Origin of the sequence: Nitratidesulfovibrio sp. SRB-5, assembly GCF_019931275.1 — a bacterium.
In the GTDB taxonomy this organism is placed as follows: domain Bacteria; phylum Desulfobacterota; class Desulfovibrionia; order Desulfovibrionales; family Desulfovibrionaceae; genus Cupidesulfovibrio.
Genome location: NZ_JAIOTY010000007.1, coordinates 1 through 12,073, shown reverse-complemented (window position 1 = coordinate 12,073; position 12,073 = coordinate 1). Strand labels below are relative to the sequence as shown.

The 12,073-nt window shown below is 69.3% G+C and carries 9 protein-coding genes and 1 riboswitch; of the genes, 6 read left to right on the top strand and 3 right to left on the bottom strand.

The window, feature by feature from the left end; translation table 11 throughout:
• Nucleotides 1-166 precede the first annotated feature (166 nt).
• Both ftsY and trhA read left to right on the top strand, forming a co-directional pair.
• Nucleotides 167-1,582: a signal recognition particle-docking protein FtsY gene (ftsY, locus tag K6142_RS16360; protein ID WP_190243742.1), complete on the top strand. Its 1,416-nt coding sequence runs from the start codon at nt 167-169 to the stop codon at nt 1,580-1,582.
• A 311-nt stretch (nt 1,583-1,893) separates the two neighbouring features.
• The gene (gene trhA, locus K6142_RS16355) at nt 1,894-2,541 is read left to right on the top strand and encodes a PAQR family membrane homeostasis protein TrhA (RefSeq protein WP_190243790.1); all 648 of its coding nucleotides are present in this window, start codon (nt 1,894-1,896) and stop codon (nt 2,539-2,541) included.
• Here trhA and K6142_RS16350 read toward each other — a convergent pair.
• Complete coding sequence (locus K6142_RS16350; RefSeq protein ID WP_223380947.1) at nt 2,528-3,493, bottom strand: LysR family transcriptional regulator; 966 nt, start codon at nt 3,491-3,493, stop codon at nt 2,528-2,530. The genes trhA and K6142_RS16350 overlap by 14 nt on opposite strands.
• 219 nt (nt 3,494-3,712) lie before the next feature.
• Between K6142_RS16350 and K6142_RS16345 the strand changes: the two genes are divergently transcribed.
• Nucleotides 3,713-4,351 (top strand): class I SAM-dependent methyltransferase, encoded by a 639-nt coding sequence (locus tag K6142_RS16345; RefSeq protein WP_190245915.1) that lies wholly within the window; start codon nt 3,713-3,715, stop codon nt 4,349-4,351.
• A gap of 147 nt (nt 4,352-4,498) precedes the next feature.
• Here the strand turns inward: K6142_RS16345 and K6142_RS16340 are convergent, their stop codons facing one another.
• A complete protein-coding gene (locus tag K6142_RS16340) occupies nt 4,499-4,804 on the bottom strand; it encodes a Dabb family protein (protein ID WP_190245916.1) in 306 nt (101 codons plus the stop codon).
• A 440-nt stretch (nt 4,805-5,244) separates the two neighbouring features.
• Here K6142_RS16340 and K6142_RS16335 point away from each other — a divergent pair, with 440 nt between their 5' ends.
• The gene (locus tag K6142_RS16335) at nt 5,245-6,933 is read left to right on the top strand and encodes a long-chain fatty acid--CoA ligase (RefSeq protein WP_190245917.1); all 1,689 of its coding nucleotides are present in this window, start codon (nt 5,245-5,247) and stop codon (nt 6,931-6,933) included.
• 403 nt (nt 6,934-7,336) lie between these two features.
• On the top strand, nt 7,337-8,530 hold the full coding sequence (locus K6142_RS16330) for an HDOD domain-containing protein (RefSeq protein ID WP_190245918.1): 1,194 nt from the start codon (nt 7,337-7,339) through the stop codon (nt 8,528-8,530).
• A gap of 290 nt (nt 8,531-8,820) precedes the next feature.
• Here the strand turns inward: K6142_RS16330 and K6142_RS16325 are convergent, their stop codons facing one another.
• Nucleotides 8,821-10,044: a benzoate/H(+) symporter BenE family transporter gene (locus K6142_RS16325; RefSeq protein WP_190245919.1), complete on the bottom strand. Its 1,224-nt coding sequence runs from the start codon at nt 10,042-10,044 to the stop codon at nt 8,821-8,823.
• 334 nt (nt 10,045-10,378) lie between these two features.
• A riboswitch (ZMP/ZTP riboswitch) is annotated at nt 10,379-10,463 on the bottom strand.
• A gap of 133 nt (nt 10,464-10,596) precedes the next feature.
• Here K6142_RS16325 and K6142_RS16320 point away from each other — a divergent pair.
• A complete protein-coding gene (locus K6142_RS16320) occupies nt 10,597-11,697 on the top strand; it encodes a hypothetical protein (protein ID WP_190245920.1) in 1,101 nt (366 codons plus the stop codon).
• Nucleotides 11,698-12,073 lie beyond the last annotated feature (376 nt).

Below are 12,073 nucleotides of genomic sequence, written 5' to 3'. Positions count from 1 at the left end.
CGCACCCTGCCCGCCTTGACTCGCCGGGGGTTCTGGGCAAAGTTGTGGCGGCCCCGTGACCGGCAGCCCCCCGCACCCGGTCCGACGGGACGGACACGGCCCCCGGGCTCCACGGTCCGCACCGACGCATCTCACCGCCACATCCCCCGCATCTGGAGGACGACATATGGGTTTCTTCAGCGCCATCAAGAAATTGTGGACGCCCCGCGAGCCGGATGCGCCCACGGCAGCGCCAAACGCATCGGCAACCCCATCGGCAGCCGCGCCGCAGGAGGCCGCCGCAACGCCGGAACCGGCAGTCCCCGGCGCACCCGACATTCCGGCAAGCCCCGGCGCGCCCGGCGCACAGGACGCCCCCTGGCGGGCGGAGCTTGCCCGCGCCCTGCGCCAGTCCGAGCCGCGCCTTTCGGTGTGGCTGGGCCACGTGCTGACCGGCGTGGACGAGGCGGACGACACGCTGTGGGAACGGCTGCGCTTCCTGTTCGCCGCGCTGGAAACCCCGGAGGCCGAGGCCGAAGCCTTCATCGCCGACTTCCGGCGCTGGCTTGCCGCCATGGACTACCGCTACGTGGGCGACTTCCGCTCCGAACTGCAATACCGGCTGGCGCTTGCCCTTGACCTTGAAGACGAGGAGGACGAACGCAACCGCCTGTTCCTGAAGCTGACCGAGGGGCTTGCCCGCACGCGCGAGCAGATCACCGGGCGCATCGACGCACTGCTGGCCTCGCATGGCCGCATCGACGACACGTTCTGGGAAGAGCTGGAAGAAATCCTGATAATGGCGGACGTGGGCTTCGAGCCCGCCATGCAGTTGACGGGACGCCTGAAGGAACGCGCCCGCAAGGCCGGCACCGACGATCCCGCCGCCTTCCGCGACCTGCTGCGCGAGGAACTGCAGGACATCTTCCGCGCGCCGCGCCGCATCGCCGCCGTGACCCCGCCCGAGGTGGTGCTGATGATCGGCGTCAACGGCGTGGGCAAGACCACCACCATCGCCAAGCTGGCCCACCGCGCCCGCATGCAGGGCAAGAAGGTGCTCATCGCCGCGGCGGACACCTTCCGCGCGGCGGCCATCGAGCAGCTGGAAGTGTGGGCCAAGCGCGTGGGGGCGGACTTTCACGCCAAGACCGCCGGGTCCGACCCGGCAGCCGTGGCCTTCGAGGCCATGGACGTGGCCCTGGCGGGCGGCTACGACATCGTGTTCGTGGACACGGCGGGCCGCCTGCACACCAAGGTCAACCTGATGGAAGAACTGCACAAGATCCGCCGGATCCTGGAGCGCAAGCACCCCGGCGCGCCGCACCGCTCCATCCTGGTCATCGACGCCACCACCGGGCAGAACGCCCTGTCGCAGACCAAGCTGTTCAACGAAGCCTGCGGGGTGGACGAAATCGTGCTGACCAAGCTGGACGGCACGGCCAAGGGCGGCATCGTGGTGGCGGTGGCCATGCAGTTCGGCATTCCCATCACCTTCGTGGGCCTTGGCGAAAAGATGGAAGACCTGCGCCCCTTCGACGGCGGCGACTTTGCCCTGGCCCTGCTGGGCGTGGGCCGCGAAGAAGGCCGGTCGGACAACGAATAGGCCCGGCAGCGAACCGGTCCGACAGAAAGTCGACAGCCCCGCACATCGCAACCTCGGGCGGAATGCGCGTATCCCCGATGCGGGGCGGCATTCCGCCCCTTCCTTTCCTGTTCCCTGTGCCCCGCCCCGCCAGTCCCCCGCGTGACGGCGGGACCGAAACCGGCTATGCAGGTCCATGCGGCGGCGCATTCCGCCCGCCACATGCAGCCCGCCATCCGCGCGTGCCGCGCCTTTCTCCCGCGCCTGCCCAGGAGGACACCGCCATGACCGCAGCCCTGCACCCATCCCCCCCCACCTCGCTGCTGCGCCGCATGGTGTCCAGCCTGCGCGACCCGGTCAGCGGCCTTACCCACTGCATCGGCGCGCTGCTGGCCGTGCTGGGCACGGTGCTGCTGGTGGTGCGCGCGGCATCGCCCCTGCTGCCGTGGCACGTGGTGACCTTTTCCGTCTTCGGGGTGTCCATGGTGCTGCTGTACACGGCCAGCACCCTGTACCACTGGCTGCCCCTGCCGGAACGGGGCGTGCGCCTGATGCGCCGCGTGGACCATTCCATGATCTTCGTCTACATCGCGGCCACCTACACGCCCATCTGCCTCATCCCGCTGCGCGGGCCGTGGGGCTGGTCGCTGTTCGGCTGCGTATGGGCGGTGGCCGTGGCGGGCATCTTCACCAAGGTGTTCTGGCTGCACGCGCCGCGCTGGGTGTCCACGGGCATCTACCTGGGCATGGGCTGGATGGCGCTGGTGGGCATCTACCCGCTGGTCATGAACCTGCAAGCCGGGGCGCTGGCCTGGCTGGTGGCGGGCGGCGCGTTCTATTCGGCGGGCGCGGTGATCTACGCGCTGAAGCGCCCCAACCGCTTCCGGCACTTCGGCTTCCACGAGATATTCCACCTGTTCGTGATGGCGGGTAGCTTCTGCCACTTCGTGGTCATGTATTCCTACGTCAGCGTGCTGTAGGGACGGCGCTTCCGCTCCCCACGCCCCAGGCGGCGCACACCGCCCCGCGCAGGGCCACGAGGGCCGGTTCCTCGGCCCGTGCGGCGGGCGCCGCGAAGGCAAGCGTCACGTGGGCCACGGGCTTCTCGCGCAGGGCCAGGCGGCCTTCGGCCACGGCGGCGCGCGCCTCGGCCTCGACCATCACCGTCAGCCCGGCCCCTCCGGCGGCAAGGGCGCACAGGGCGTCCTCCTGCTCGGCCACGGCGGCCACGGTGGGCTCCACGCCCACGGTGGCGAACAATCGCTCCATCACCGGACAGAACGGGCACTCGCACGGCACCCACAGCCAGGGCAAGGCCGCCAGTTCGGCCAGAGTGCCCGATTGCAATGCATCCGCCCATTCCAGCGGGCCGATGACGTGCAGCCCGATCCGGGCCAGCGGCGTCACGGCCAGCCCTTCCGGCACGGTCACGTCGCCGGGCGCACCAGCCGCCCCGCCATCTGCCCCACCTGCCGGGGCCTGATCCGCCAGGTACAGAAAGCCCGCGTCCAGTATGCCTGACCGCAGGTCGGCCACCACTTCCCAACTCATGGCGCGCGACAGGCGCAGCCGCACGCGGGGCGCGGACTGGCGCAGCAGGGCGTGCGCCGCGTCCACCCGCAACAGGTGCGAGGCCGCGTGCAGGGCCAGAGTCACCTCACCCTCCGGCTCGCCCCGCAGGGCCAGGGCGCGCGCCCGCAATTCCTCGGCCCCGGCCAGCACCGTGCCCGCCCGCTCGCGCAGGTCGCGCCCGGCGTCGGTCAGTTCCATGCCACGCGGGGTGCGCCGGAACAGGGCCACCCCCAGTTCGTCCTCCAGCGCGCGGATGTGCGCGCTGACGGCGGGCGGGCTGGCGTGCAGCCGTTCTGCCGCGCGGGTCAGGTTTCCGGTCTCCGCCACCACGGCAAAGGTGCGCAACTGATAGAGTTCCATGCTTCTCCCCGTACCGGACGGCCCATGGGCGCACACGGCTGCCGCGCCCGTCCGCACATGGCTGACCCAGTCTTCCACACATGGCTGGCCCACCTGTCTGGCGGCCCGCCTCGTTCGTTTTTTCCGAACCCGCCACCGGAACATGCGAATGGCCGCGCGAACAGCGCGGGCATACATTCCGGCATCCGATGGTCACCCGAAACATGCAGGAGGACGCAAATGGGATGCAAGGGCTATTTCGATGCCGTGGCGGACAACTGGGACACCCTGCGCGCCGGGTTCTTTTCCGGGGCCGTGCGCGATGCGGCCTGCGCCCGGGCGCCGCTGGCCCCCGGCCAGATGGCGGCGGACGTCGGCGCGGGCACCGGCTTCGTCACCGAGGCGCTGGTGGCGCGGGGGGTGGCCGTCATGGCGCTGGACGCCAATGCGGCCATGCTGGACGTGCTGCGGCGCAAGCCCTTTGCGGCGGGCGGCCCCGGCCTGCCCCCGGTGGTCTGCCGGGTTTGCGAGGGCAACGCCCTGCCCCTGCCCGACGGCGCGGTGGACCACGCCTTCGCCAACATGTACCTGCACCATGCCGAAGACCCGGGCGCGGCCCTGCGCGAAATGGCCCGCATCGTCCGCCCCGGCGGGCGGGTGGTGCTGACCGACCTGGACCTGCACGACAACGCCTTTCTGTTGCGGGAACACCACGACCGCTGGCCGGGGTTCCGGCGCGATGACGTGGCCCGCTGGCTGGGCGAGGCGGGGCTGTGCGACGTGCGCGTGGAAGACGCGGGGGGCACCTGCTGCGCCACATCCGCCTGCGGGTGCGCCAGCGCCAGCATTTCCATCTTCGTGGCCTCGGGCACCAGGTAATTCCGCCCCGTACCGTTCAGGCGGCCCGCCTCGCCGCCGCAACCGAATGCCAGCATGCCCGCCACGCCGCCTGAACGGCACGGGGCGGAAGAGCCATGCTCTTCCGCCCCGGAAAAAGGCACCGCCGGGCACCCCCGGCCAGCGCGGCTACACCGTGAAGTCGATGGCCTTGCGGCTGGCCACGATCTTCTTGATGAAATCCACGCATTGCACGTGCTCGGGGTGTTCGGCATAGGCCTTCAGCCCTTCGGCGTCGTCGTGGGTGGACACCAGGATGATCTGCACCGGCTCGGTGGTGGTGCCGAGGAAGGTGATGCTCACCTCCAGCCCTTTCAGGCTGGGAATCTTGCCCATGAGCGGGTCGAGCATGGCCTTCATCTTGGCGGCGTTCTCGGCGGCGGAGGCGCCTTCGGCCTCGTCCTTCAGGGTCCACCAGACGATGTGCTTGAGCATGGGAAACCTCGTGCGGCGTTGGGGTTTGGATGGTCCCTCCGGTATGCGACACGACGGGCTGCGTGGTCAACCGGTGCGAGCATGCGCACCCGCAAGGGCAAGCGCAACACCCCGCACCAGTACAATCCGCCACGGCACGGAGCGCCGCCCTTGTCCGCTCCTGCCGGCTTCACCCCCGCCACCGGCGGCAGCGTCCCCCCCCCCCCCCCGTCCAGCCACCGTCCAGTCACCGCCCAGCCAGCGTCCAGCCAGCGTCCCCGATCTCCGTGTCCGGCCTCCGCGCCCGGCCCTGCCCCCGGCCACTGCAACGCAATGCCGCCCGTCAACGCCCGTGACGTTGCGGCGTCACGCCACATTCAGCGCCCGCCGTCGCGCCGCATGGGATTGCAGCGAATCCGGCTTTGCCGTACATCCGTGAAGTCTCACATGAAGGAGCTTGCATGGAGTTGCAGACGCTTACCCTCAGGCGGGTGCTGGAACGCAGCGCCGAACTGTACGCGGACCAGCCCGCGCTGTCGCAGATCGGCGGCGCGCCGGTAACCTTTCGTGAATTGCTCGAACACGCCACCACGGTGTCCGCACTGCTGGCGGAACAGGGCGTGGCGCGCGGCGACCGGGTGGCCATCCTGTCCGAAAGCATGCCCAACTGGGGCATCGCCTATTTCGCCATTACCGCCATGGGCGCCGTTGCCGTGCCCATCCTTCCGGAATTCCACGCGGATGCCGTGCATCACATCATCCGCCATTCGGAAGCCAAGGTGGTGCTCGTCTCCGAGCGGCTGTTCCCTAAGCTGGAGGACGGCCAGTTCGACACCCCGCCGGTGCTCATCCAGATCGAGAATTTCCACCCCGTGCAGCAGGGCGCCACGCGCGACAAGCTGCGCGAACTGAAGGAACGCGGTCTGCGCGAATTCCGCCGCCTGCGCGACAAGGCCATGCGCTTCACCCACCTGGCCGCAGAAGAGCCGGGCGAGGACGACGTGGCGGCCATGATCTACACCTCAGGCACCACCGGCCATTCCAAGGGCGTGGTGCTGACCCACCGCAACATCGTGTGGGACGCGGACACGGTGAAGACCATCGTGCAACTGGTCCCCGGCGACCGCATGCTGTCCATCCTGCCCCTGTCGCACACCTACGAATGCACGCTGGGCCTGGTGCTGCCGGTGCTGAACGGCGCGCACGTGTACTACATGGACAAGCCGCCCACGGCGCGCGCCCTGCTGCCCGCGCTGGCCCAGGTGCGGCCCACGGCCATGCTGTCGGTGCCGCTGGTCATCGAAAAGATCTTCAAGTCCGCCGTGCTGCCGAAGTTCACCGATACCTGGCTGAAGCGGCGGCTGTACGCACTGCCCTTCGTGCGGCGCAAGCTGCACGCGATCGCGGGCAAGAAGCTGCTGCAAACCTTTGGCGGCGCACTGCGCATCTTCTGCATCGGCGGCGCGGCCATCGCGCCCGACGTGGAACGCTTTCTGCGCGAGGCGGGCTTTCCGTACGCCATCGGCTACGGCCTGACTGAAACGTCTCCGCTTGTGGCGGGCTGCGGTCCGGCAGACACCCGCCTGACCGCCACCGGCTGGCCCCTGACCGGGGTGGAAGTGCGCATAGACGCGCCCGACCCGGCCACCGGCGAAGGCGAAATACTGGTGCGCGGCCCCAACGTGATGCGCGAATACGCCAAAGCGCCGGAGATCACCGCCTCCGTGTTCACCGAGGACGGGTGGTTCCGCACCGGCGACCTGGGCAAGTTCGACCGCGACGGCTACCTGTACATCAAGGGCAGGCTGAAGAACGTCATCGTGGGCCCCAGCGGCGAGAACATCTACCCCGAAGAGGTGGAAGCGATCATCCAGCAGTCGCCGTACGTGCTGGAATCGCTGGTGTTCCAGCTGGACGGCAGGCTGGCGGCGCGCATCCATCTGGACTACGCGCGGCTGGACGAGGAATTCGGCGGGCTGCCCGCCACCAAGGCCCGTGACAAGGTGGCCGCCCTGCTGGAAGAACTGCGCAACGAAGTGAACACCAAGGTGTCCACCTTCGCGCGGCTGCACAAGGTCATCGAGCAGACCGAACCCTTCGAGAAGACGCCCACCCACAAGATCAAGCGGTACCTGTACGTGGAGCAATAGACGACAGCGGCGGGCGGGATGCGGAACAGCCCCCGCCCCCCTGATCGGATTGCGGTCAAATTTCTTGGCCGCCTTCCGGGGCCGGGGAAGGCAGGTTCAACTTCCTGCACGTGGGGCAGGAGCGCAGGCTGGGACGACGCCAACGCCAAAAACATGTGATTCCTGCGTATTACACGTAAAAGCCACGGCACAGCACATCATGGCACGCTCCGTGCAGTAAACCAGACATCCTTCCTTTCTTTGCATGACGCAGAAATCGGCTTGCGGGCGGTCCGCAAGCCGTTCTGCGTTTTTGGAGCTGCGCACGCCCAGAGTACCGCTTTTCAAGCCGGGCGCTCTGCGATATCCGTCAGGCTGACGGACACACTCTGCCCGCGCCCCGCGCGGCGTTCCCGGCCACACCATGGGATTCTTCACCGGCGGAAAGCCCCGCCCATCCGCCCCTTCCGCGGCTGCCCCCAAGGCAGGGGCGGCGCCGCACCCGGCCCGGCCCGGCCCGGCATCCGGACCGGAGCGCGAGACGGATCTCGCCGCGCGCCCCGGCGCTGCCGCATGGGCGGACGCGGAACTGTCCCGGCGCTTCGCCCAGGTGGATATGTCCCATCCGCTTCTGGCCGAGCTGGCGGGCTGGGCACGCACACGCCTGCTGCGCGAAGGGCAGCCGGACACGGGCCGCACTGCCCGGAACCCTTCCGGAACATCCGCCGACGGCGGCACCGCCACGGCGCGTTCCGCCGCGCCTCGCACCGACGCTCCTTCCCTGGCCGCGCTGCTGGCCCGCCGTCCGGCCCTGACCACACCGCCGGAAGTGGTGCAGCGCCTGAGCGCGCTGGTGACGTCCGACGACGCCACCCCCGACGACGTGGCGCGCATCATCCAGCATGACACCTACCTGACCGCCGCCGTGCTGCGCATCGCCAACAGCCCGCTGCACGCCCCGCTGGTGCCGGTGGAGACGGTGCAGCGCGCCGTGATGATGCTGGGCATGCGCCAGATTCTCAGCCTCGTCACCGCCGCCTCGCTGATGCGCCTGATGACCCCGCGCGACGTGTCCGCCCGGCGCACCTTCTGGCGGCACGCGGCATGCGCGGCCACGGCGGCCCGCGCACTGGCCGTGGCCTGCGGTGGGGCCGAACCCGGACGGGCGTTCGTGGCGGGCATGCTGCACGACATCGGGCACCTGCTGCTGATGGGCAACCTGCCTGACCTGGCCACCCAGATTTCCCGCCGCGCCCGGCAGGAGGCCATGCCCATCCAGGCGGCGGAGCGCCAGTTGCTGGGCTACGACCACTGCGACATCGGACACCGTCTGCTGGATGCCTGGCGGCTGGGCGATGCCGTGGCCGAGGCGGCGGCAACCCACCACGGGCCGGATGCCCGCGACTGGAGCGACCTTGGCCTGTACGTGCACCTTGGCGACGGCATCGCCGTGGCCCTGGGCTATCACATGCCGGGCGACGAATTGCTGCGCCAGCCCGCGCGCGGGGCACTGGACCGCCTGAAGCTGGCCCCCGCGGCGTTCTCGTCGTTGGTGGGCCACGTTCTGGCCGACACCGAGGCCATGGAGCAGGCCCTTTTCGGCGATGCGGCGGCCTGATTCGGCGTGACGGCCTGTCCTGAGTGATTGGACGGTGTTATTGGCCGAGGTGATTGATTAAGACGATTTGGTTGGAGCGTGGTGCCCCTGCCGGTCGCGCCTCGGCCTGACCTCCCTCGCCCCCCTGCATTCGCCGCCACGATGGGGACAGACCTCGCTCCGCCCCCAATCCCTCCCCGAATCAGCCCCCCGAATGCAACAGCGGCGCGAACGGTCTACCCGTCCACGCCGCTGCTCATTTCACGTTCGTCCCAAGCGGCAAGGCAACGCCCGCACGGGTAGCCTTGCGGTTACTTGCGCGCCGACGCCCGACCCGCGTGCGCTGTGATGGCCGCCTGCAACCGCGCCTGCGGCCCCACCAGCACCGCCCCGGCCAGCAGGCCCGCCAGCAGCCCCCAGAACGACGAGCCCACGCCCAGCAGGCTCACCCCGGACACGGTGACCAGAAAAGTGATGACGGCGCTTTCCCGGTGCACCGGGTCTTCCGTGGCCTGGGTCAGCCCCCCCAGAAACGCGCCCAGCAGGGCAAGGCCAGACACCACGGCAACCAGCGCCTGCGGCAGCGCCGTGAACAGCCCCACCAGCGTGGCCCCGAAGGTGCCCACCAGCACGTAGAACCCGCCGCAGAAGATGCCCGCCCAGTAGCGCCGCGCCGGGTCCGCGTGGGCTTCAGGCCCGGTGCAGATGGCGGCGGTGATGGCCGCCAGGTTCACCCCGTGCGAGCCGAACGGCGCCAGCAGGGTGGATGCCACGCCCGTCCACGTCACCAGCGGGCTGCCGGGCGTGTTGTACCCGGATGCCCGCATCACCCCCAGCCCCGTGGCGTTCTGCCCGGCCATGGCCACCACGAACAGCGGCACGCCAAGGCCCAGCAACGCCCCCATGGTGAAGTGGGGCATGGTGAACACCGGCACGGCGGGCGCGGCGCTTACCGCGCCGAACGAAAGCTGGCCGGTCAGCCCCGCCACCAGCAACCCCGCCAGCAGCGGCAGCAGCACGGCGTAGCGGGGGGCCAGGCGGCGGGCCGCCAGCCACGTCAGCAGCATGGGCGCCACCAGCAGCGGCGCTGCCTGCATGCGCGTGAACACGTCCACGCAGAACCGGAACAGGATGCCCGCCAGCATGGCCGACACCACCGCCCTTGGAATGCGGTCCATGAACGCGGCGAACAGCCCGGTCACGCCGAACACGGTGATGGCCACCCCCACGGCGATGAACGCCCCGATGGCCTCCGGGTAGCTGTAGGCGGTCCATCCGGCGGCCAGCAGGGCCGCGCCGGGGGTGGACCACGCGGTGATCACCGGCACCCGGTAGCGCAGGCTGAGGCCGATGCCGGTCACGCCGCTGGCCACGGAAATGGCCCAGATCCAGCTGGACAGCTGGGCCTGGCTCAGATGTGCGGCTTCAGCGGCCTGGAACATCAGCGCGGCAGGCCCGGCATAGGAAACGATGACCGCCACCAGGCCTGCCACAAGGGCGGAGAGCGACGATTCGGACAGGATGCGCCTCAACATGCGGACCTCCCCCGAACAGGGCCGGAAACAGGCCGGGAAACGGGCCGCGAGGCTGCGGGAATGAGACAGGGAAGCACGGCAGGGGTGCCGCAGGCGGCGTCCCCGGCTGCGCGACAGGCGTGCGCCATGCGCCAGATGGCCGCGGCAAGACCGGCGCGGGCGGCACGAAGATACCACGCGGCACGGCTGAGGGAGATGCGGCCCGAACCGTGGTCGTTCGCGGCATCAGCGCCGCCAGGTCGGGGAAGGATTGCCTGAAATGCCATGAACAAGCACATGGGCGGCCTCCGGACAGGCTTCCCCGGACGGGGAAGGTGGTTGTCGGCATCGTGTCCGATGCGGCCCAGGCGAGCGGCGCTGACGAATGCCGCGCTCCCTCGTGGTGTTGCTCCACTTTCTCGCCAGTCGCGCGGCATCATGATGGTTATCGGTCGTGCTAGCCCCATGCCCCCGCTTCGTCAAGCGGAAGCGACGACAGGATATCGACCATCTAATGGCCGACAAGGGGTGGGCGCGGTATACGTGGGCAAACCTTCAACCAAGGAGTGTTCCATGCCACTGCACCGCATTCCCCGCGCAGGCCCGCCCGTGGTGGCATGCCTGTTGGCCATCGTCATTGCCTTGCCCGCATGTGCCCTGCTGAAGCCCGTGCGCAGCGAATACGAAGACCAGTTCCAGGTCAATCCGGTATCCACCCGCACAGACGCCAAGACCAGGACCGGGGGCATAGCGCCGGTGGGTGCGGACAAATCGCCCGCCAATACCCCCGTCTACCCCTTCAACCTCGACGAAGGCACCTTGCCCGGCACCAGCGGGCGCGCGGCCTGCCTGGCCACCAAGTCGACCATCTACCGCAACCGGCTTGGCGAATACCTGCTCAACATATCGGACCAGGCGTGCGCCCAGCACAAGGCGCGCATTTACGCGCATGCGGCAGCCATTCAGGGCAGCTTCTCCGGCCTCAGCACGATTCTCGGCGGGTTGGGGGCCATCGTCACCGGCGAGGGGGCGGCACGGGCGCTGTCCGGTTCCGCGTCCATTTCCAGCGGCCTCGGCTCCAACATCAGCGAAACGTTCTACGGCAACTTTCTGGCGCCTGCCATCGTGAAGCAGATCGACACCCAGCGCGGCGCCAAGCTTCAGGCCATACGCACCCAGGAAAGCCGGAACCTTGCCGAGTACCCGCCGGAAGCCATGCTGCGCGACATTACCGAGTACCATGAATTGTGTTCGTTCTACGCCGGGGTAAGCGGGCTGACCGAAGACAAGAAGCGCGCCCCCACGCAGGAAGAACTGGTCGGGCGCATCCAGATGTTGCGCACCCAGATGCTGGCCAATGACGAACTGGCAAGCCGCAACGGCACCTCGCCCCGGACGCAGGAGGCCCTGCATGCCGCCAACACGGCCGCCGGGGAGCAGATCAGGGCAGCAATGCAGCAGTTCACGGCCGGTCAGCCCGGCGGGATGACCATCATCGTCCCCAGTACCAACGGAACCAGCCGCAACCCCGCCGATCCGCTCCCGGCCAACCCGGCAGGAAACGGGACATCCCAGGTGGAGGGCAACTCCGCGCGCAGCATCCCGGCGGCGGCTCCCGCTGCGGACATCGTCGAGGTAACCGCGCTGGACGTTGCCGAACTGGAATGCCGGTAGGCTGACCGCGCCGGTGCGAACCACCGCCAGCGCATCGCACGCCACCGATCTACGCCGGGGCTCGCGGCGTCCTGGCCCGGGCGTTCCATCCCATGCCACGCGTCGGGCACGTGGAAACGCCATCCGAATCCACGTTGTCGCCCCCACGAGTATCCCGTCTCGCCGCATGTGCATGCGTCCTGCGCTTCAGGCCTTCCCGGCCCATGCGCCCTGCACTATGAGCCTTGCGCTTCAAGCCGCCCGCGCCCGTGCCCGTGCCCGTGCCCGTGCCCGCGCCTGTGCCTGTGCCTGTGCCTTTGAACGCACGAAGGCCCCGGTGATTTCTCACCGGGGCCTTTCGCGTGATGGGTAGGGATGCGATTTCTCGTATCCCTGT

Excerpts from the sequence above, each read along its gene's own strand:
- K6142_RS16335 (WP_190245917.1), top strand. The coding sequence starts at position 5,245 with ATGGAGTTGCAGACGCTTACCCTCAGGCGGGTGCTGGAACGCAGCGCC.
- K6142_RS16350 (WP_223380947.1), bottom strand. The coding sequence starts at position 3,493 with ATGGAACTCTATCAGTTGCGCACCTTTGCCGTGGTGGCGGAGACCGGA.
- K6142_RS16325 (WP_190245919.1), bottom strand. The coding sequence starts at position 10,044 with ATGTTGAGGCGCATCCTGTCCGAATCGTCGCTCTCCGCCCTTGTGGCA.
- K6142_RS16340 (WP_190245916.1), bottom strand. The coding sequence starts at position 4,804 with ATGCTCAAGCACATCGTCTGGTGGACCCTGAAGGACGAGGCCGAAGGC.
- K6142_RS16345 (WP_190245915.1), top strand. The coding sequence starts at position 3,713 with ATGGGATGCAAGGGCTATTTCGATGCCGTGGCGGACAACTGGGACACC.
- K6142_RS16330 (WP_190245918.1), top strand. The coding sequence starts at position 7,337 with ATGGGATTCTTCACCGGCGGAAAGCCCCGCCCATCCGCCCCTTCCGCG.
- K6142_RS16320 (WP_190245920.1), top strand. The coding sequence starts at position 10,597 with ATGCCACTGCACCGCATTCCCCGCGCAGGCCCGCCCGTGGTGGCATGC.
- trhA (WP_190243790.1), top strand. The coding sequence starts at position 1,894 with ATGGTGTCCAGCCTGCGCGACCCGGTCAGCGGCCTTACCCACTGCATC.
- ftsY (WP_190243742.1), top strand. The coding sequence starts at position 167 with ATGGGTTTCTTCAGCGCCATCAAGAAATTGTGGACGCCCCGCGAGCCG.